At 61.8% G+C, this 20,416-nt stretch carries 22 protein-coding genes; 19 read left to right on the top strand and 3 right to left on the bottom strand.

Annotated elements, in window-relative coordinates; genetic code table 11:
- The first annotated feature begins 50 nt into the window (after window positions 1-50).
- From NKH12_RS22690 to NKH12_RS22660, 7 genes are all read left to right on the top strand, one after another.
- On the top strand, window positions 51-896 hold the full coding sequence (locus tag NKH12_RS22690) for an RNA methyltransferase (protein ID WP_352955184.1): 846 nt from the start codon (window positions 51-53) through the stop codon (window positions 894-896).
- Between the two features lie 71 nt (window positions 897-967).
- The gene (locus NKH12_RS22685; RefSeq protein ID WP_352955183.1) at window positions 968-1,570 is read left to right on the top strand and encodes a hypothetical protein; all 603 of its coding nucleotides are present in this window, start codon (window positions 968-970) and stop codon (window positions 1,568-1,570) included.
- Between the two features lie 115 nt (window positions 1,571-1,685).
- Window positions 1,686-2,498, top strand: coding sequence for a glutamate racemase (murI, locus tag NKH12_RS22680; protein WP_352955182.1), 813 nt, complete (start codon window positions 1,686-1,688; stop codon window positions 2,496-2,498).
- Between the two features lie 62 nt (window positions 2,499-2,560).
- Window positions 2,561-2,749 carry a DUF3008 family protein gene (locus NKH12_RS22675; protein ID WP_023717374.1) on the top strand — a complete coding sequence of 63 codons (189 nt, stop codon included), beginning with the start codon at window positions 2,561-2,563 and terminating at the stop codon, window positions 2,747-2,749.
- A 363-nt stretch (window positions 2,750-3,112) separates the two neighbouring features.
- Window positions 3,113-3,730 (top strand): 30S ribosomal protein S4, encoded by a 618-nt coding sequence (gene rpsD, locus NKH12_RS22670; protein WP_352955181.1) that lies wholly within the window; start codon window positions 3,113-3,115, stop codon window positions 3,728-3,730.
- Between the two features lie 171 nt (window positions 3,731-3,901).
- Entirely contained in the window at window positions 3,902-4,795 is an 894-nt protein-coding gene (gene ttcA / locus NKH12_RS22665; RefSeq protein WP_352955180.1) for a tRNA 2-thiocytidine(32) synthetase TtcA, read from the top strand.
- Complete coding sequence (locus NKH12_RS22660) at window positions 4,785-5,612, top strand: inositol monophosphatase family protein (RefSeq protein WP_352955179.1); 828 nt, start codon at window positions 4,785-4,787, stop codon at window positions 5,610-5,612. Before ttcA ends, NKH12_RS22660 begins: the two co-directional genes overlap by 11 nt.
- Before the next feature lie 85 nt (window positions 5,613-5,697).
- Here the strand turns inward: NKH12_RS22660 and NKH12_RS22655 are convergent, their stop codons facing one another.
- Both NKH12_RS22655 and NKH12_RS22650 read right to left on the bottom strand, forming a co-directional pair.
- On the bottom strand, window positions 5,698-7,233 hold the full coding sequence (locus NKH12_RS22655) for a GMC family oxidoreductase (RefSeq protein WP_352955178.1): 1,536 nt from the start codon (window positions 7,231-7,233) through the stop codon (window positions 5,698-5,700).
- A gap of 45 nt (window positions 7,234-7,278) precedes the next feature.
- Window positions 7,279-7,956: a FadR/GntR family transcriptional regulator gene (locus NKH12_RS22650; RefSeq protein ID WP_352955177.1), complete on the bottom strand. Its 678-nt coding sequence runs from the start codon at window positions 7,954-7,956 to the stop codon at window positions 7,279-7,281.
- Window positions 7,957-8,168: 212 nt separating this feature from the next.
- Between NKH12_RS22650 and NKH12_RS22645 the strand changes: the two genes are divergently transcribed.
- From NKH12_RS22645 to NKH12_RS22600, 10 genes are all read left to right on the top strand, one after another.
- On the top strand, window positions 8,169-9,797 hold the full coding sequence (locus NKH12_RS22645) for a GMC family oxidoreductase (RefSeq protein WP_352955176.1): 1,629 nt from the start codon (window positions 8,169-8,171) through the stop codon (window positions 9,795-9,797).
- Between the two features lie 86 nt (window positions 9,798-9,883).
- On the top strand, window positions 9,884-10,153 hold the full coding sequence (locus NKH12_RS22640) for a hypothetical protein (protein ID WP_352955175.1): 270 nt from the start codon (window positions 9,884-9,886) through the stop codon (window positions 10,151-10,153).
- The gene (locus NKH12_RS22635; protein WP_352955174.1) at window positions 10,086-11,237 is read left to right on the top strand and encodes a cupin domain-containing protein; all 1,152 of its coding nucleotides are present in this window, start codon (window positions 10,086-10,088) and stop codon (window positions 11,235-11,237) included. The genes NKH12_RS22640 and NKH12_RS22635 overlap by 68 nt, the downstream gene beginning before the upstream one ends.
- Window positions 11,238-11,287: 50 nt before the next feature.
- Window positions 11,288-12,445, top strand: a complete 1,158-nt coding sequence (locus NKH12_RS22630; RefSeq protein ID WP_352955173.1) for an LVIVD repeat-containing protein — start codon at window positions 11,288-11,290, stop codon at window positions 12,443-12,445.
- Between the two features lie 10 nt (window positions 12,446-12,455).
- Window positions 12,456-12,863 carry a RidA family protein gene (locus NKH12_RS22625; protein ID WP_292393238.1) on the top strand — a complete coding sequence of 136 codons (408 nt, stop codon included), beginning with the start codon at window positions 12,456-12,458 and terminating at the stop codon, window positions 12,861-12,863.
- 25 nt (window positions 12,864-12,888) lie between these two features.
- Window positions 12,889-13,509: a glutathione S-transferase family protein gene (locus NKH12_RS22620; RefSeq protein WP_352955172.1), complete on the top strand. Its 621-nt coding sequence runs from the start codon at window positions 12,889-12,891 to the stop codon at window positions 13,507-13,509.
- The gene (gene fhmpcd1 / locus NKH12_RS22615; protein ID WP_352955193.1) at window positions 13,509-14,438 is read left to right on the top strand and encodes a 5-formyl-3-hydroxy-2-methylpyridine 4-carboxylate 5-dehydrogenase; all 930 of its coding nucleotides are present in this window, start codon (window positions 13,509-13,511) and stop codon (window positions 14,436-14,438) included. Before NKH12_RS22620 ends, fhmpcd1 begins: the two co-directional genes overlap by 1 nt.
- 127 nt (window positions 14,439-14,565) lie before the next feature.
- Window positions 14,566-15,408: an ABC transporter ATP-binding protein gene (locus tag NKH12_RS22610; RefSeq protein ID WP_352955171.1), complete on the top strand. Its 843-nt coding sequence runs from the start codon at window positions 14,566-14,568 to the stop codon at window positions 15,406-15,408.
- Window positions 15,405-16,220, top strand: coding sequence for an ABC transporter permease (locus NKH12_RS22605; RefSeq protein WP_352955170.1), 816 nt, complete (start codon window positions 15,405-15,407; stop codon window positions 16,218-16,220). The genes NKH12_RS22610 and NKH12_RS22605 overlap by 4 nt, the downstream gene beginning before the upstream one ends.
- A gap of 36 nt (window positions 16,221-16,256) precedes the next feature.
- On the top strand, window positions 16,257-17,267 hold the full coding sequence (locus NKH12_RS22600; RefSeq protein ID WP_352955169.1) for an ABC transporter substrate-binding protein: 1,011 nt from the start codon (window positions 16,257-16,259) through the stop codon (window positions 17,265-17,267).
- A 39-nt stretch (window positions 17,268-17,306) separates the two neighbouring features.
- Here the strand turns inward: NKH12_RS22600 and NKH12_RS22595 are convergent, their stop codons facing one another.
- A complete protein-coding gene (locus tag NKH12_RS22595; RefSeq protein WP_502910827.1) occupies window positions 17,307-17,825 on the bottom strand; it encodes a hypothetical protein in 519 nt (172 codons plus the stop codon).
- Between NKH12_RS22595 and NKH12_RS22590 the strand changes: the two genes are divergently transcribed.
- Window positions 17,824-18,852 carry a putative B6 ABC transporter substrate-binding protein gene (locus NKH12_RS22590; protein WP_352955168.1) on the top strand — a complete coding sequence of 343 codons (1,029 nt, stop codon included), beginning with the start codon at window positions 17,824-17,826 and terminating at the stop codon, window positions 18,850-18,852. The two genes, NKH12_RS22595 and NKH12_RS22590, sit on opposite strands and share 2 nt — an antisense overlap.
- A 76-nt stretch (window positions 18,853-18,928) precedes the next feature.
- On the top strand, window positions 18,929-20,416 hold a 1,488-nt coding region (locus tag NKH12_RS22585), incomplete at its 3' end, for a putative B6 ABC transporter ATP-binding protein (RefSeq protein ID WP_352955167.1).

The raw sequence follows: 20,416 nt of genomic DNA, 5'->3' as shown, positions 1-20,416 counted from the left end.
GGATATGGCAGGGGACGCTGAAATGCCGCAAACAGCAGTTCATTGAGATCATGCAAGCCAGCAACGACATCCTCGCTGCCACAGGCCCGGCGATCATCCTGGTCGAGCCGCAGCTCGGCGAGAATATTGGCATGGTTGCGCGCGCCATGGCGAATTTCGGTCTGTCGGAGCTGCGCCTCGTCAATCCGCGCGACGGCTGGCCGAACGAAAAAGCGCGCGCTGCCGCGAGCCGCGCCGACCACGTCATCGATGCCGCTAGAGTATTTGACGATCTCGCCTCGGCGGTCGCCGATCTGAACTTCGTCTTCGCCACCACCGCGCGCGCGCGCGATAATTTCAAGCCGGTGCGCGGACCGGTCGAGGCGGGCAGGGCGCTGAGAGCGCGGCAGCGATCTGGACAGCGCACCGGCATCCTGTTCGGCCGCGAGCGGTTCGGGCTCTACAATGACGAGGTCGGCCTGGCCGACGAGATCGTCACCTTCCCGGTCGATCCCGCCTTCTCTTCGCTCAACATCGCCCAGGCGGCCCTGCTGATGTCTTATGAATGGATGAAGTCGGGCTTGGAAGACGAGACGAAAACCAATTTTTCCAGCCCCGACATGATGCCGGCGACCAAAGAACAATTGCACGGCCTGTTCGCGTATCTGGAAGGCGCGCTCGAAGCGCGCGGCTATTTTCGCCCGGCGCCGAAGAAGCCGAAGATGGTCGACAATCTGCGCGCGGTGCTGACGCGCGCCGGCTTCGCCGAGCCGGAACTCAAGGTGCTGCGCGGCATAATATCGTCGCTGGACAGGTTCTCGCCGGCCATGCCGCGCGGCGACGGATCGCCGGGTGACGATCCAAGACGGCTACCGGCAGCGGCGGCAAAGGCCCGCAAGGCGACAGACAAAGAATAGGACCGATCGTGAGAACGGCTGCTTCACCAGTAACCGATTTTTATTCGATATGATCCATTGTCCGGCGAAGGGTGGATCCACGGATGTTTAACTCAAATATCGGTCGTCTTCGCTTTTTCTTCTATTCCGCCGCGCTGCTGGTTGCGGAAATTGTGACCTTTGTGCTTTGCGTCGTATTGACCATCGGCATCGAGGGATTGGCCAATTCGAAACCTGGCCCCTCCAGGGAAGGGCTGGCCGCGGCCGTACTCGTCGCTTCGCTGGTGGTCGTGCTGTTCCGCGCGAATTTCGCCTGGCGTCGAAGCCGCGACGCGATTCTTCAGGCCGGCACTCTTCTTGTCGTGAAATTCGACGGCGAAGATTCGCATTCCGGCCTTAACCTGCTGGGACTCGCTCTCGTCGGCCTCTGGGTGGTCATCTTAGCGGCCAAGCCGGCGGGTGGCAGCTCTGCGGATATGGCGTCTTCCCTGAGTTTCGATGATCTCGACCCTCTCAGGCCGTTGCGCGGCGGCCGGGCGCCCCATTCAGAGTCGGCCGCCGGCGTGACGGCCCAGGCTCCGGCCCACGCCATGCGCGCCGCACCGGCGCCGTCGAACCACCCTGCATCTCAACCTGCGTCTCTGCCAAACAGCCGGCCCCGGCCCGGCGGCTTCGGCAAGCGGGGCCTTGTGTGATCATCTCGCCGCATCAAGGCCATGATGGTTGCAGATAGAACCGTTCCGGATAAACGCATCATTGGCTTAAGCCCGGCCAGCCTTCTCTCCCCAACTCCCCTCCTAACTGATGACAATGACCGATCCCTCAAGCGCCCGCCCGATCCTGGTGTTCGATTCCGGCATCGGCGGCCTGACGGTGCTGCGCGAAGCGCGCGTGCTGATGCCAGACCGCCGCTTCGTCTATGTCGCCGACGATGCGGCTTTCCCTTATGGCGCTTGGGAGGAACCGGCACTGAGGGCGCATATACTAGAGCTGTTCGGCAAGCTGCTCGACCGTTTTTCGCCGGCCATCTCGGTCATCGCCTGCAATACCGCCTCGACGCTGGTCATCGATGCGTTGCGTGAGAGATTTCCCGGCCATCCTTTCGTCGGCACGGTGCCGGCGATCAAGCCGGCGGCGGAACGCACGCGTTCCGGGTTGGTTTCGGTGCTGGCGACCCCAGGCACCGTCAAGCGCCAGTATACGCGCGACCTGATCGGCAAATGGGCGCAAAAATGCCATGTCCGCCTGGTTGGCAGCGACAATCTGGCGGGGCTGGCCGAGGTTTATATGCGCGAAGGCTTTGTCGATGAAGAGGCGGTGCGTGCCGAGATCGCGCCATGCTTCGTCGAACATGATAAACTGCGGACCGACATCGTCGTGCTTGCCTGCACTCATTATCCCTTTCTGGCCAACCGCATGCGCAAGACGGCACCTTGGCCGGTCGATTGGCTCGACCCCGCCGAGGCGATCGCGCGACGAGCGCTCTCGCTGCTCGCGGGCACCGAGGCCAGCCACCGCGGCGAGGCGTTGTCGGAAGGCGCCGACCTTGCCGTCTTCACCTCGAAGCGGGTTGATTTCCCGACTCGCCGCCTGATGCAGGGGTTTGGGCTGGCGATTTCCTGATACCTGGGAACATCACCCGGACCGGTGCGTTTTTCCCTCATTGCAAGACGGGAGAAACGATCATGCCAGCCACTTCAAAAGCCCAGCAGAAAGCCGCAGGAGCGGCATTGTCCGCCAAGCGTGGCGAGACCAAGAAGAGTGAGCTCAAAGGCGCTTCGAAGGGAATGTACAAATCGATGAGCGAAAAGCAGCTCGAGGAATTCGCGGAGACCAAGCGTAAGGGCCTGCCCGAGAAGAAATCAAAGCACTAGCCGCTTGACCCACACCCGCAGGAGGTCGGGGGTCGGATTCCATAGTTGAATAGCCGGGGCCCAGCACACAGCCCGCTGCTGACCTTCGGCATCACCGACGCCAGCTGCAAGCTTGACACGGGTCAGATCTCCGTTTAATCAGCCCCCAACACCGGGCCGCAACGCCCGGTGGTTTCTTATGTGCGCAAGACGTTGGGAAGCGCTCTATTTTCCCAGGTCTTGTGTAAAATGACGTGTCCCGTGGGTTTCCGCCGCGTTGCGTGGGAAAACCCTGTCAGGTCTCGAAAACGGGGGCCAGAGGAGGGCGCGTTTCCTTCACCCGGACCATGAGGTTCCGGGTGTGTTGTTTTGAAAGGGAATGCGATGAGCAAGCGCGAATCCGCGAAATACAAGATCGACCGCCGTCTCGGAGAAAACATCTGGGGCCGCCCGAAATCCCCGGTCAACAAGCGCGAATACGGTCCCGGCCAGCACGGCCAGCGCCGCAAGGGCAAGCTTTCCGATTTCGGCCTGCAGCTTCGTGCCAAGCAGAAGCTGAAGGGTCACTACGGCGACGTTTCGGAAAAGCAGTTCCGCAAGGTCTATGAAGAGGCGGACCGCCGCAAGGGCGACACCTCGGAGAACCTGATCGGCCTGCTCGAGTCGCGTCTCGACGCGGTCGTATACCGCGCCAAGTTCGTGCCGACCATCTTTGCCGCCCGCCAGTTCGTCAATCACGGTCACATCAATGTCAACGGCAAGCGCGTCAACATCGGCTCGTACCGCTGCAAGCCGGGCGACCTCATCGAAGTGCGCGAAAAGTCGAAGCAGTTGGTGATCGTCCTGGAATCAGTGGGCTTGGCCGAGCGCGACGTGCCTGACTACATCGAGGTCGACCACAACAAGATGACCGCGACCTTCGGGCGCATCCCCGGCCTGTCGGATGTTCCCTTCGCCGTGCAGATGGAACCGAATCTGGTCGTCGAATTCTATTCGCGCTGATCGAACCGCCGTCTGCGACAGCATCGAAGGCCGCCCATCGAGGCGGCCTTTTCTTTGTCTGCCGTGCTCTGGTTCTTTTTATTTGCGCATCGTGCTTTTCGAAAATCGATTTCGGTTTTCGGGCCGATGCGCTAATCCGGGCAGCAACTGGGATTTTGAGGCCGACGTGCCATGAACATGCTGCCAGACGCCGGAACACTCGAACCGATCGCCGATACCGAAGGCGGCTTTCATCCTCTGTTTGCCGATGTGCCGTCCTCCGTCGAGTTCAACAAGCTGCGCAAGCGGCTGCTGCGTCTCGCCCGTCAGGCGCTCGATGATTTTTCGATGGTGAGGCCTGGCGATCACTGGCTGGTCGCCTTGTCGGGCGGCAAGGATTCCTATGGCTTGCTTGCTTTGCTGCTCGACCTCAAATGGCGCGGGCTGCTGCCGGTTGACCTGTTGGCTTGCAATCTCGACCAGGGCCAGCCGAATTTCCCGAAACACATTCTGCCCGATTATCTCAACACATACGCCATTCCGCACCGCATCGAATATCAGGACACCTATTCGGTGGTGACCGACAAGCTTCCCGAGGGCAGCACCTACTGTTCGCTATGCTCGCGGCTCAGGCGTGGCCATCTCTACCGCATCGCGCGGGAGGAGGGCTGCTCGGCTTTGGTGCTCGGCCACCACCGCGAGGACATTCTCGAAACCTTTTTCATGAACCTGTTCCATGGCGGGCGCCTCGCCGCCATGCCGCCAAAACTGCTCAACGACGACGGCGACGTTATGGTGTTGCGGCCGCTCGCCTATTGCGCCGAGGCCGATCTCGAAAAATTCGCCGGCGCCATGAAGTTCCCGATCATCCCGTGCGATCTGTGCGGCAGCCAGGACGGCCTGCAGCGCAATGCGATGAAGGCGATGCTCGACGACTTGGAAAAGCGCATGCCCGGCCGCAAGGACACGATGATCCACGCCATGACCAATGTGCGGCCCTCGCATCTGCTCGACAGAAAGCTATTCGATTTCGCCGTCCTCAACGAGACCCTCACCACAAGGCAAAACGTCCCCGATGACATTTGACGATACCGCGATCGACTGGCTCGCCAAGCTTCTGTCCGATGCCGCCATTGCCGAGATCATGCCGCGCTTTCGCCGGCTGGATGAGGGCGAAGTCCGCCAGAAAACCTCGGCTGCCGACCTGGTGACGGAGGCTGACGTGAATGCCGAGCGGCTCATCACCGTCAGGCTGCGTGAGCGCTACCCCCAGGCGATGATCGTCGGCGAGGAGGCATGCTCCGATGATCCGGCGCTGCTCCAGGGTCTCGGCGAAGCCGATCTCGCCTTCGTCATCGATCCGGTCGACGGCACCTTCAATTTCGCCTCCGGTGTGCCGCTGTTCGGCGTCATGCTCGGCGTCGTGGTGAGGGGCGAGACCGTCGCCGGCATCATTCACGATCCCGTCGGCAAGGACTGGCTGATCGGCGCCAAAGGTGCTGGCAGCCACATACGGCACGCGCATGGCATTTTGGAGAAGGTGCATGTCGCCGAGCCTGCGCCGATCTCGCAAATGACCGGCGCGGTTTCCTGGCAATACATGCCCGAGCCGGAACGGTCACGGCTGGCGCGCAACCAGACGAAATCGTTGTCGCAATTCGGCTATCGCTGCGCGGCTCACGAATACCGCCTGCTGGCGAGCGGCCACGCCCACTTCGTCGTCTACAACAAGCTGATGCCGTGGGATCATCTGGCCGGTGTGCTGATCCATGCCGAAGCAGGTGGTTACGCGGCGCGTTTCGATCGCAGCGCTTATCTGCCTTCGCACGTCGGAGGTGGCCTTCTTGTCGCACCGGACAAGGAAAGCTGGCGCGAATTGCGACGCGAACTCTGGGCAGAATAGGCCGTCCGGCATCGATCCGATTCGGGCCACGTCCGGCCCATCTCGATTACCCCGCGTTGCGCTCGATACGATCCGATTTTCCGGGTCATGCGCTAGGCGAAGCTGCCGCCCAGGTTTCCGCGATGGCGACTACGGCGGCATTGATCGGTCCGCTCGGGATCGTCGGCATCACTGACGCGTCGACGATGAAGACGTTGTCGAAGCCGTTCAGCCGCAAATCCGGGTCGACGACTGCGTCGGCATCCCCACCCATCCTGCACGTGCCGGCAGGATGATGATGTGTGGAGGCGGCGCTGGCGATGAAGGCGTCAAGGTCGGCGTCCGACTGCACTGGTGATCCCGGCAGAACTTCCACGTCGCGCCACTCGTCGAGCGCTGCATGGTGACCAATCGCGCGCGCCGTCTTCAGCGCCGTCCGGAAAACCGCCCGGTCGTGTTCGGTTTCGAGATAATGCGGGTCGATGATGGGTGCATCGTTTCGGCCCGGCCCGCTCGGTGCGATGCGCCCACGGCTGGTCGGATGGGTGACGCCGCATAGAATGGTGAAAGCCGAGCCATAGGGTGGTGCATTCAAGCCCTCTGCGGCTGATGGAGCAACGACGCAGGCTAGAGCAATATCGGGGCTTCCCGTCGAACGGGTCGGATCAATACCGTGCAGGTACATCAACGATTCCGAGTGCTGCAGGCGCGACGGCGGCAGCGGTTTTTTCGTGCTGTAGACGTTTCCAAGAGCCAGCAGATGGTCCTGCAGATTGCGGCCGACATCGCGTCGGTCGGCAAGGCAACGTATCCCCGCTTGCTTCAGCGCATCGGGGTCGCCGATACCGGACCGCATGAGGATGAGCGGCGACGATACCGCGCCGGCACAAAGAACGATCCTGTCGGCGGAGATCGTCATGGTCTCTCCGTCGCACACGACAGCCACACCCGTGGCCCGCTGGCCCTCCAGCAGGAGGTGCTCGACATCGTGGGCGGTCAGCAAGGCGAGGTTCCGTCGCGCCATTACTTCGGGGGGCAGATAGGCGTCGGCGACGCTCAGGCGCCGGCCGGCGCGGATGTTCAGCGAATTGGGGCTCGTGCCGACCAGCTCGCCGCTGTTGTGATCGGTCAGCACGGGGACCCCCATGGCCTGTCCTGCGGCCATATAGGCGCGAACGACGGGGCTGACTTCCGCATCCGGCAGATAGACGTCCAACGGTCCCCTTCGGCCGCGCGACGGCGCATCGAAGGCCGTGAAAGCTTCGCTGCGGACGAAGCCCGGCAACAAGCCCGAAAAGGACCAGCGCTCGCCGCCGGCGGCCACCCAGGGTTCGAAATCAGCGGGATGGCCACGCACATAGGCCAAGGCATGCAGGCAGCTCGAACCGCCGACGATCTTTCCGCGAGGCCATTTATGGACGCGGTTTGCGGTAAAGGGTTGCGGCACTGTCCGATAGGCCCAGTCGTAGGCGCGGCCTTGCAGCATCGTCCATTTCAGCGGGTCGGCGATATCGGGATCGGACGGCATCACCCCGGCCTCGATCAGGCCGATCTGGCACGAGATGTCCTCGCTTAGCCGGCTAGCCACTACCGAGCCGGCCGATCCCGCGCCGACGACCAGCACGTCGAAATGACGTTTCACTTTTGAAGTCCCCGCGCAGGCTGTCTGGCTAATAGGAAAACACGCTTATGCGGCAAAGGCGCCGGCATTCGATCGTTCGGTGATCTGTCTTTGCACGGACAGCAAATGCACGCGCATCGCCGCTTCGGCTGCTTCGGGGTCGCGTTTCGAGATCGCTTCGGCAATCAGACGATGTTCGCCGTCGCGCTCGGCTATCCGCTTAGGGCAGGTGGGTGCTGCGGTACGTGCGATCTTCACCCGCGCATCGACTCCGACCTGGCGCAGCATCTTATAGAATTCGGCGGCCAGATGGTTGCGGGCGGCAGCGACGATGGCGGAATGAAAAGCGAAATCGACCGCGCCCGACGAGGCATTCTCCGGCGTGGTTGCCGCGTCAATGATCCGGGCCGTCTCGAACGAGGAGGCGCGCAGCGATGCCAGCCGGGCGAGGCCCGGCTCCATCAGCAGGCGCAATTCCAGAACCTCGATCGGGTTGGTTACCCTTACAAGCTCTTCGCCGTATCGGGGCAGGGCGGTTGGCGCACGCCTGGCGCGTGCCGGTTTCAAGTCACCTGACTGACGCAGCATCTCGAGCGCCTTGCGAAGCTGATGGCGCTTCACGTTCAGATGTTCGGCAAGGTCACGCTCGGAAGGAAGCTTGCCGCCATCCTGCTGCAACTGGCGGACCGCTGCAATGATGTCGTCGAGATCCGATGATACGATCTGCGGCTCGAATGCGTTCAAAACCAAATCTCCTGTCTGATCGGCAGCCGCCGACTCAACGTCCTGACATCATAATTGTGACGTGGAATCGATGAACACGGCACTCAACCAACTCAACCAATCTACATGTGTGCCCAGTGGTTGACAACACCAGTTGCGCGATGGTTGAGTGCCGCATTGTTTCTTTGACGGCTCACATCTCGGTGGGGCCGTCCTTCTCCCGAGGACCGTGCATGCCGTTTGGGGAAACATTTGACTATGTCATTGTCGGAGCCGGTTCGGCCGGCTGCGTGCTGGCAAACCGCTTGAGCGAAGATCCTGATGTTTCCGTGCTGCTCCTCGAAGCCGGGGACTGGGATCGCGATCCAATGATCCACATCCCGCTCGGCTGGGGTAAGATCCTGACCGAGCGCCGTCACGATTGGATGTATTTCTGCGAGCCCGAGGCCAATGTCGGCGGACGCAAGGTCGAATGCGCGCGCGGCAAGGTCATCGGCGGCTCCTCCTCCACCAACGCCATGGCCTATGTGCGCGGCAATCGTGGCGACTATGATCGCTGGGCGGCCAGCGGCCTGACCGATTGGTCGTTCGACAAGGTGCTGCCCTATTTCAAGAAGCAGGAGCGCTGGGAAAAGGGCGAGAGCGACTATCGCGGCGGCAGCGGTCCGCTGAACACGCAGTTCTGCCGCTACAAGGACGAGCTGATCGATGCCTTCGCTATAGCCAGCCGGGATGCCGGATACCCCCAGACCGACGACTATAACGGCGCCGTGCAGGAAGGCTTTGGCCGCCTGCAGATGACGATCGCAAACGGTCGCCGCTGCTCGACCGCGTCGGCCTATCTGCGTCCCGCCATGCGCCGCAGCAATGTCAAGGTGCTGACCGGCGCGATGGCGACGAGGATCCTGCTGAAGGATGGGCGCGCGACCGGCATCGCCTACACCAGAGGCGGCACGACCCATCAGGTGCTGGCGCGGCGTGAGGTCCTGCTTGCCGGCGGCGTCATCAATACGCCGCAGCTGCTGATGCTCTCGGGGATCGGCGATGGCGGCGAGCTCGCCGCGCATGGTATCGAGACGAAAGTCGACCGGCCGCAGGTCGGCAAGAACCTGCAGGACCACGTTTCGGTCATTTTGATGTATCGGCGCAATCAGCCAGGGCCATTCCTCAAGATGATGCGGGCCGATCGAATCGGGCTGGATTTCGTCATGACCTATCTCACCGGAAAGGGCTTTTCGGGAGACGTGCCCGGCGGGGTCGTGGCGTTTCTGAAAAGCGATACAAGCCGGCCGTTGCCGGATGTTCAGCTGCTTTTCACGGCTGCACCGCTTGCCGCATGGCCTTACATGTCGCCATTCAAGGCGCCCTTCGCCGATGGATTTGCGACGCGCATCGTCGCCGTCCAGCCGGAGAGCAGGGGGAGCGTGAAGCTGGCGTCGAGCGACCCGTTGGCGGCGCCGCTGATCCACCAGAATTTCCTGTCTTCGCCGCGTGACTGGCAGTCGCTCCGCGCCGGCTTCCGCGTCGCGCGCAACCTCGCTGCGCAACCGTCGATGGCGCCGTTTATCGCCTCGGAATTCCTTCCAGGGCCGCAATGCCAGAGCGACGACGAGATCGATGAGCATATTCGCAAGACCTCGATCACCGTCCACCATCCTGGCGGCACCTGTCGGATGGGCGTCGACGCCGGGTCGGTGGTCGATCCGCAACTACGGGTGCGCGGTGTTGCCGGCCTTCGCGCGGTGGATGCTTCCGTGATGCCGGACCTCATCTGCGGCAACATCAATGCGGCGGTCATCATGATCGCCGAAAAGGCCTCGGACCTGATCCGCAGCCGTGCGGAACAACGAGTGGCGGCCTGATTGCTGTCGCCCTGCTTTCAACCAAAATCCTTTGGTTGAAAGAAAATTTGAGTTGGTTGGGCTGCCGTGGGAGGATTGCGGTCGTCGTGCTCGATCCGCACCTGCTGGATCGGCTGTGTTTTTCCCGTATTTTGGCTCTTTCGACCTCTTTTGCGGCATTTGCCTTTCAAAAAAGCTTCTCAACCAAAAATTTAAAAGAATTCTCGGTTTTGGGATTGTCGAGCAAAACCAATCCGACTACGGTTGAGTTGGTTAAACGCATTTTCTTGGTGAAGAGAGGTGTCAGACATGTCCTTGGCGCAACCAGCAGACCTTACCGTCACCAACAAGAAGGCAGCGCTGAAGGGCCTCTATGACGCCCTCTACGAAAAGAACATGTTTCCATTTTGGGCGACATCGGAAGGCGTCGATCACGACGAGATCAAGCAGCTGATGGCGACAACGAAGGCGATCCCCTTCGTCTGGTCCTATGCCGATATCGAACCGCTGCTGCAGCGGGCCGCCGAACTGGTGACCATGGACGACAGCGAGCGCCGGTCGCTGATCCTGGTCAATCCGGGTCTTGCGCCCAAGCGCGCATCGGTCAGCACCATGTACACTGCCTATCGCCTGAATGATCCGGACGAGATCATGCCGCCGCACAAGCATTCGCCGAGCGCCATACGTTTTGGCCTGACCGGCAAGGGCAACTTCACCGGCGTCGAGGGCGAGGACGTGGTTTTCGGCCCCGGCGATATGGTGCTGACGCCCAACGACGCCTGGCACAATCACGGCACGGTCGGCGGCGAACAGGCGGTCAACCTTTCGGTTCTCGACCTGCCGCTGGTCGAGACGCTGCACGCCGTGCATTTCGACCACAAATACACCGAGATGGTCGACGGCAAGGAACTCGAGAAGAAGGTGCAGACCGCCCGTTTCCCGAGCGATTATTCGCAACGCATTTACGGCGAGGGCGGCCTGATGCCGCGCTTCGTCGACCACAAGCGTGGCGGCGGCCTGTCATCGCCGATGTATGTCTATCGCTGGGAAAAGATGGAAGCGATCCTCGACGCACACAAGGATTGGGACGGCGATCCGCACGAAGGCATCGTCATCGACTATGTCGACCCCACCACCGGCGGCCCGGTCTTCCACACGATCAACTTCTACGTCCAGATGCTGCGGCCGGGCGAAAAGACGCTGCCGCAGCGGGAGACCGCCAGCCTGCTGCTGGCGCCGTTCCGCGGCAACGGCCATTCGATGATCGACGGCAAGCGTTACGACTGGAACCAGTTCGACACGATCGCCATACCGGGTGGTTGCTGGGTCGAGCATGTCAACGGCTCCTCGACCGAGCCGGTCATCTTCTTCGGTGCCACCGATGCGCCGACCCAGAAGGCGCTGCTCCTCTACAAGCGCTGGGGCCGCAACCAGGCCGGCGATCTGCTCCGCATCGTTTAGTTTTTGCAGCGGAAACTGTCCGCGCCGCCACAGTGGCGCGGGCGCCGAAAATGACGTTTCAGCAGCAAGGGCGTATGCATTTGGTTTCGGTGTTCAACACAAAGCAGATCGGCCATGTCGACTGTCCGGGCGGCGGCCAGGTCTGGGTCGACGGCAACATTCTCTATATCGGCCACATGCGTCCGCCGAGCGGCACGACGCTGGTCGACATTTCCGATCCGCGCAATCCGAAGAAGATCGCGACGATCGACGTTCCGCCGGGCTGGCACTCGCACAAGGTACGCGCCCAGGACGGTCTCATGATCATCAACCATGAACGCTTCGGCAATGCGGGCCCGGCCGATTTCGGTGGTGGCCTGGCGCTCTACGACACGACCCGACCGGCGGAGCCGAAGCTGATCTCGAAGTGGATAACTGGCGGCCATGGCGTGCACCGCTACGACTATGACGGCCGCTACGCCTATATCTCGCCAACCGCCGACGGCTATGTCGGGAACATCGTGATGATCCTCGACCTGATCGATCCGGTTAGCCCGGTCGAGGTCGGGCGCTGGTGGATACCGGGGCAATGGACCGGCGGCGGCGAAGAGTACCCGTGGCATGACTACGTCACGCCACGCTGCCACCATCCGCTGCGCATGGGCGACCGGCTCTATGTCAGCTACTGGCATCACGGTCTGTTCATCCTCGACATTTCAGACATTTCGAAGCCGAAGCTTGTCTCGCATATCAATTCGAGCCCGAGTTTTCCGCATCCCACGCACACATGCCTGCCGATCCCGCAGCCGCTCAAGGGCCGCAACATCATGGTGGTGGCGGACGAGGATGTCGCCAAACTCCGACCTTCGCCGCCGGCCTTCACCTGGATCTACGACATCACCGACGAGACGAACCCGCTGCCGATCTCAACTTTCCAGGTGCCCGGCCTCGATCCGGACGGCGCACCGCAGCCGCCGATGACGGGTTGCCATCAGCCTTCCGAGCGGTTCAAGGGCACCATCATTCCGTTTGCATGGTTCGCGCAGGGGTTGAGGCTGGTCGACATCGCCGACCCGTTCGCACCCAAGGAGGTCGGCCATTTCATGCCCGATGCGCCCGAAGGCGCCGAGCGCTCATCTTCCAACGACGTCACCATCGACGACCGCGGCATCGTCTACCTGATCGACCGCATCCGTGGCGTCGACATCATCGAAACCAGCGTTCTCTAGGGGGGACAGATTGAGCGACAGCACGCGAAAATCCGCCAGCCACTACGCCGTCGGCAAGAAGAATCCGAACCTGCCGTTTCACCCGGCGGTGCGTGCCGGTGATTTCATTTTCGTCTCCGGCCAGGTGCCGAAGGACGAGAACAACAACATGATCAGCGGCACGATCGAGGAAGAGACGCTGGCGACGCTGAAGACCATCGCCCGCGTCATTGCCGATGAAGGCGCAACGCTCTCCGATGTCGTGCGGATCACGACGTATCTTGAGGATACCCGCGATTTCGGCCGCTACAACAAGGCGTTTCTCGAAGGGATCGGCGACGCGGTGCTGGCACGCACGACCGTCGAGGCAAAGGCCGTCATCAACACCAAGATCGAAATGGACGCCATCGTCTACAAGCCGCTGCCGGCCGGCAAGTAGGCCACGACACAATCGAGGAGACGACATGTACAAGCTCTTGGGACGCCAGACATCGGGCAACGTTCAAAAGGTGCTCTTCATGCTCGAAGAGCTTGGTGCGCCATACAAGCGCGAGGATTACGGCCGCCAATTCGAAAACACCCAGACTGCCGAATACAAGGCACTCAACCCGACGTCGAAAGTCCCAACGCTGGTCGACAGTGACACCGTGATCTGGGAGTCCAACACCATCCTGCGCTATCTCGCTGCATCCCGCGGCGAACAGCTGAACGGCGCCACCCCTGCCGAAAAGACCGAGGTCGAGCGCTGGATGGATTTTCTGCTGGCGGCGGTCAATCCCGGCTATCTGGCTGCCTTCAAAGGCGCGAAGCTGACGCCCGAAGAGCAGACCGCTGAATACAAGGAACAGGTGAAGGACCTTGTGGCGCAACTCAAGATCGTCGACGGGCATCTGGCCGGCAAGGATTTCCTGGCGCTGGGCAAGCTGACCATCGCCGACATCGCCTGCGCGCCGATCCTGAAACGCTGCATCGACTTCAAGATCGACCGGCCGTCGCTGCCGAATCTGGAGCGCTGGGTGGCCGCAATCGCCGCTCGTCCGGCCTTCAAAGCGGCGACCATCGCCGCCCCCGCAAAGGCTGCATGATGATCAAGCGCGCCGCCCTCATCGGATTGGGAACGATGGGTCCGGGCATCGCCGCGCGGCGTTCGCGCGGCGGGCTCGACGTGGCGACGTATGATGTTTCCGACGTCGCGGTCGAACGCGCCCGCGGCATGCTCGACCTGGCCGGCGGGGTTCTGGACCGTCTAGACATCAAGGCGCCGACAACGGGCGCTGGCGCGGTGCGGTTCGTCCGCACCCTCGCCGAGGCCGTCGATGGGGCGGAACTGGTCATCGAGAATGTGCCTGAGAATATCGACATCAAGGCCGAAACCTATCGCGCCATCGACCCGCTGATCGGTTCTTCGGTGATTGTCGCCTCGGATACCTCAGGTATTCCGATCACCAAGCTGCAGGCCCATATCTCGCATCCAGAGCGGATGGTCGGCATGCACTGGTCGAACCCGCCGCACATCATTCCGATGATCGAGGTGATCGGCGGCGAGAAGACCGCGCCTGAAACCGTGGCGGCGATCCGCGAGCTGATCCGCTCGATCGGTCTGTTGCCGGTGGTGGTGAAGAAAGACGTTCCCGGCTTCGTCGAAAATCGCGTGCTTTACGCGCTGCTGCGCGAAGCGGTCGACCTGGTCGAGCGCGGCGTCATCGAACCGGAGGATCTCGATACCTGCGTATCCTGGGGCATCGGCTACAAGATCGCCGTCATCGGGCCGATGGCGCTGCTCGATATGGCCGGGCTCGACATCTACAAATCCGTCTCGTCGTTCCTGAACGCCGATCTTTCCAATCGGGATGATGTCGCGCCGATGGTTCTGGAGAAGACCGGTGCATCAAAGTTCGGCATCAAGTCGGGCGAGGGCATGTTCTCCTACACACCCGAGCAGATAAAGGCGCTGCAAGGCGAACGGGCGCGCAAGCTCGTCGCGGTGCGCCGCATCCTCGAGGGCCGGGAGTAGACGATGGCACAAGTTATGCGCAGCCGGGTTGGGGAGTTCTGCCGGTTGGTCACTTGTGCGCACGGGGCCGGGATCACCGCCGTGAAGGCGGGTGTGCAAGCAACGAACGTGCATGGGACGACAAGCCATGCAGGTTGAAACCATTCGACCCGCCCGTGGCCGACCGACCCACATCCGCCACGACGACCTCATTTCCACCAAGGGTGTTTCGGTGGTCATGGGCACGGATCAGAACCGGCAGCTGATCCTTAGGGATATTGACCTTTCGGTTCCGAAAGGGTCGTTCGTATCCCTCATCGGCCCTTCGGGTTGCGGCAAGAGTACATTGCTCAAAGTGCTGGCTGGGCTGGTCTGTCCGAGCAGCGGCAGCGTCTCGGTCGCCGGCGTTTCACCAGGCGAGGCGGCGCGCAAACGGATGATCGGTCTTGTCTTCCAGGACGCCAATCTGCTGCCGTGGAAAAACGCCGTCGACAATGCCTCCATGCTGCTAGGCATCGCCGACAAGTCGATGTCGCGCTCGGCGTTGCGGGCACGTGGGCAGGAGATGCTGGAACTGGTAGGCCTTGGCGACGCCGCCCACAAGCGCCCAAACGAACTGTCTGGCGGCATGCGGCAGCGGGTCGCCATCGCCCGGGCTTTGGCGCTCGATCCGGCGGTCTTGCTGATGGACGAGCCGTTTGGCGCGCTTGATGCGATCACCCGCGATTCGATGGGCCAGTCGCTGCTTGAGATCTGGCAGAGGACCGGCAAAACGATTGTCTTCGTGACGCATTCCATCGACGAAGCCATCCAGTTGTCCCGTCAGGTTCATGTGCTGGGGATCAACCCGGGACGAATCACCCACAGCCTGGACATTCCGCTGCCTTATCCGCGCGACGCTTCCGTGACCGAAGTCCCCGAATTCGTCAGGCTGGTGCTTCAGCTTCGAACGATGCTGCGCTCCAGCCATCAGCCGGGAGGCGCGACGTGAGCGAGCACCCTCTCATGAACCTCTCCCAGCCACAGCCGGTTTCCGGCTGGAACGCGGCGACAAGCAGCTGGCTTCCGGCGGTCATCCTTTTGCTGGTGACGATCGTATTGTGGGAAGCCGCAGTGCGTATATTCTCCATTTCCTCCTTTATCGTTCCTGCCCCATCCGAGATTGCGAAATCGCTGGTCGCGCAATGGGGCACTCTCATGCAGGCGACAGTGGTCACGGCCGGCGAAATCCTGTTTGGCTTTCTTGTCTCGGTCATAGCCGGCATTGCGCTTGCTCTCGTCATTGTGCGTTTCGACTGGCTGGGCCGTGCGCTCTACCCGCTCGTCGTGTTGTTTCAGAACGTGCCGAAGGTTGCGCTGGCGCCGATCTTCATCCTCTGGTTCGGCTATGGGCTCGCCCCCAAGATCGGTCTGATCCTGGTCATTGCCTTCTTCCCGGTGACGCTGTCGATGCTGGCCGGCATGCAATCGGTCGACCGTTCGCTTCTGTCGCTGATGAATTCGGTCGGCGCCAGCCCGACCCAGATCCTGTTCAGGATCCGTGTCCCCCACTCGCTTCCGAGCCTGATGGCTGGAACCAAGATCGCAGCGACCCTGAGTGTTATCGGCGCGATCGTCGGCGAATTTGCCGGAGCCTCGGACGGGCTCGGCTACGTCATCCAGTTCGCGTCGACCCAGCTCGACACGCCCCTTGTCTTTGCTGCGCTGCTGCTCGTTTCCGTGCTCGGCATCGCCTTCTACTACGCAGCCGAAATTCTCGAACGTGTCGTGGTGCCGTGGGCGCCGAAATTCAGCCAGGCCTAGGCTCTCGAACAACCAAGATCAAGAAGGGAACAAACAATGCTGAGACGCTCTCTTATCAAGGCAGCCACCTTCGTGGCGTTAGTCGGCGCGCTTGGTTTCTCGAACGCAGCTGAGGCGGCGGACACGGTCAACGTCCAGCTCGACTGGGTGGTGCGGGGCAATCACGCCATGTTCTTTGTCGGCAAGGAAAAGGGCTTTTTCGCCAAGAACGACATCGATGTGAGCGAGGTCCGCAAAGGCTCTGGCTCGCCGGACGCCATGCGCCTGGTGGGCAACGGCAACGCTGAATTCGGCTTCGGCGATCTTCCGACGCTTGCCGTGGCACGATCCCAGAATGTTCCCGTCGTGGCGCTGGCGGCGGTCAACCAGCAGTCGCCGCTGGGCATCATCTCGCTCGCCAAGACGCTCAAGCTGACCAAGCCTACCGACCTCAGGGGCCTGACCATCGGCATCCACCCGGCAGGTTCCACCTACATCTTCTTCAGGGGCTTCCTGGCCGCCAACGGCATGAGCGAGAAGGACATGACGCTCAACAGCGTCTCGCCGCCTTACGAAAGCTACCTGCTGCTCGGACGTGTGCAGACCGTAGTCGGCTATCTCGACGCCGAAGTGCCCGAACTAGAAGCCAAGGCGGGCGGCCCGGGCTCGCTGAGCATCATGCTCGGCGCAGATCACGGCTGGAAAGCCTATGGCTCGGGGCTGTTCACCTCCGAGGCGATGATCAAGGACAATCCCGATGTCGTGCGCCGCTTCGTGAAGGCCTATAGGGAGGCTTTCGAGTATGTCGCAGCTCATCCGGAAGAAGCCGCCGAGATCACGGCCAAGGCCGTTCCTGGCTATGCCGAAAAGAAGGATGTCCTGCTGGCCCAGCTCAAGGCCGACATCGCCTCGACGTTCAACAGCCCGGCGACGAAGGAACACGGCCTCGGCTGGATGACCAAGAGCCAATGGGAAGAGACCTTGAAGACGCTGACGGATCAGGGCGTGCTCAAAACGGCTCTATCGGCAGACGACGTCTTTACCGACAAGTTCCTGGCGGCAGAGTGAAGGTTCAGGGCTGTGTCTGAACTGGCAAACAGTCAGCGTCTAGCGGCAAGCCAATTTGTCGTCCGCGCTGCTGCACGTCACTCGCCCCTTTGCGGCGCTGGCCCGGTCGAGCGCGATTTGAACGCGCGTGGCGTATGCCTGGCTGGCCAGGCCGCACCACAGCCGCTCGACGGGCAGGTTTTCGCGCTTGTCGTTGAGAATCGCAAACGTCCCGGTTTTTGGATCGAACCACAGCTCGATACGGGCGCTCTTGCCAGGCGCCGCGGTGGCGACCGTGGCCGAATACCAGTGGGCGAAGTCTGCGTTGCAGGAAAGCACCTCGCGCCCGGCATTCGAGATCGTCAGCGGCACCAGATCAAGCCCGTCGGTGCCTGTCCGCACAGTGATGTGCCGCAATTCAACCGCGTTGGCGAACGACGCGAACGCCAGCGCTATCGGAAGGACATATCGCACAACCACCTTGCTTGAACTCCTGATATAATTGTTCAGGCAGTCTACCTCGCTTTTGCGCAATAACAATAAGAATATCTTGGGTAAACCGAACAGAGAGGGTAACATGTCTAAGTTTCTGAAGAGCAGCGTAAGCGCTGTTATATTTAGTGGCCTCTTGCTCGGCAACGCACTTGCCGCCGAGGTCAAGTCCATTGCCGTCCTGACGCCGGAAGAAGGCACCGATTATGGCTGGAACCAGCAAGGTATCGACGCTGCCAAGGCGGCGGCGAAAGCTGCCGGTGTCGAGATAATCGTGGCGCAGGGGCTCGGCTATGGCGACGTGCGGCCGACATTGCGGGAACTGGCGGCTGATGGCGCCAGCCTGCTGATCGCTCATGCCAGCGGCTACAACACCTCGGCTCCCGAAATCGCCAAGGAAACCAAGGTGCCGGTGGCGATCGTCGATACGCCGACCGGTCTGGAGAAGGGCCTCGTCGCCGACTACACGCTGAGCGGTCACGAAGGCGCGTATCTAGCCGGCCGTCTCGCCGCCAAGATGTCGCGTTCTAAATCGGTCGGCATCGTCGTGTCCGGCGAACCTCCGTCGTGGAACTCGCAGTCGGCGGCGTTTGCGCAGGGCGTGAAGGCCGAGAACCCTGACGTCAAGGTCACCTATGCGGTGATCGGACCCGCCGCCTACAGCGATGCGGCCGGCGGCAAGCGCGTCACCGAAAGCGTGATCGCGTCGGGCGCCGACATCATTTTCGGCCAGGGCAACGGCTCGAGCTTCGGCATGCTGCAGGCGGTCGAGACGACCAAGGCCGCCGATGGCGGCAAGGTCTATTTCATCGACGTCATCGGCGACAAGACGCCGATCGACAAAGGTTTCCTGCTGTCGTCGGTGGTCTGGAACATCGAGCCGGTCTATGCGGCGATGATCGCTGACCTGAAGGCCGACACGTTCGGTACCAAGAGCTACTCGATCGGTCTCAAGGACGATTCGGTCAAGCTTCTGAAAACCGCTGCGATCCCGGAGAATGTCTGGGCGGAGATCCAGGCGCAGCGCGAAAACATCATTTCCGGCAAGACCAAGGTCGATCCGGTCTATGATGCAGCGGCCGTGAGGGCGCTGATGACCAGCGTCGCCCAGTAAGGCGATCAAAAGCAGGCTTCTGGAGGGGTGACCGGTTCACCCCTCCAGATCGATTTCATTTCAAGGCTTGGCTTTCATGAGCAGTGCTTCCTCATTGTCGGTCGGCAAGCGCGACATCGTCGCGCTTGAAGGCGTGACCAAGCGGTTTCCCGGTGTGGTCGCCAACGACAGCGTCGATCTGGCAATCCGTCCGGGTGAAGTGCATGTGCTGCTCGGCGAAAACGGCGCCGGAAAATCCACCTTGATCGGCATGCTGTCGGGCCTGCAGCAGCCGGACGAGGGGCGCATATTGGTCGACGGCGAGCCGACCGCGATCACTTCGCCCCGCCATGCACTGGCGCTCGGCATCGGAACCGTATTCCAGCACATGATGCTGGTGCCGACGCTGACGGTTGCGGAAAACCTGTTGCTCGGCGGACGATGGTGGCAGCGCCCCAAGACCGACGAACTGGAAGCGCGCGTCGCCAAGATTGCCAGAACGCTCGGCATCACGGTAAAGCTGCATGCCAAGGTGTCCGAGCTTTCGCTCGGCGAACAGCAGCAGGTCGAGATCCTGCGCGCGATGGTGCGCAACAGCCGGCTTCTGATCCTCGATGAGTCGACCTCGATGCTGACGCCGAAGGGCATCGACGAGTTGGGCACGCTGATGCGCCGCCTGGTCGAGCAGGGATTGGCGATCGTCTTTATCACTCACAAGCTCAAGGAGGCGGCGGCTTTCGGCGATCGCATCTCAGTGCTGAAACTCGGCCGGAAGGTTGCAGAAATTCCTCCCGAAAGATTTCGCGCGCTGGGCGAGCAGGCGATCATTTCGGAGATCGTCGAATTGATGTTCGGTAAGCAGAAGGACGATCCGGAAGCGGCCGAACGTCCCGTTCGCGCCATCCGCGCCGAGGCGGCTCCGCTGCTTCAGGTCCATGATCTCGGCGTTGCACCGACAGACGATGCACCCGGCCTGTCGTCGATTTCGTTCGACATCCGTCCAGGCGAGCTGCTGGGCATCGCCGGTATCGACGGCAATGGCCAGAAGCAACTGGCGGAGGCGCTGGCCGGCCAACGGGCGACGGTGAGCGGTTCGGTGCGGCTGCAGGGAGAGCCCATCGAGACGCTGAGCGTCGGCGAACGCCGTGAGCGAGGTTTTCGTTACCTGACCGACGACCGGCTCGGCGAGGGCACGGTCGGCACCTTCCCGGTCTCGATCAATTTCTTCCTGAAGCAGGTCGGCGCGGCGCCCTTCTGGCGCAAAGGCGTCGAGCAGCGCGCCGAAATCGACAAGCGCGCCGCTCAGCTCGTCCGCGAATACGACGTGCGTACGCCCAGCCTGAAAACGCCGGTCGCCCGGCTCTCCGGCGGCAATATCCAGAAGGTGCTACTGGCGCGCGAGCTCGCCGAAGGTGCAAAAGTGGTGATCTTCAACAAGCCGACCTATGGGCTCGATCTCGCCAACACATTGGCTTCGCGCCAGCGAATCCGCGATACGGCGGCTCGCGGCCTTGCCGTGCTGCTCATCTCCACCGATCTCGAGGAGTTGCTCAGCATGTGCGACCGCATCGCCGTCATCTCGAAC

It is taken from the genome of Mesorhizobium sp. M1322 (genome assembly GCF_040318085.1).
Taxonomy (GTDB): Bacteria; Pseudomonadota; Alphaproteobacteria; order Rhizobiales; family Rhizobiaceae; genus Mesorhizobium.
This window is presented reverse-complemented; position numbering and strand designations above follow the sequence as displayed.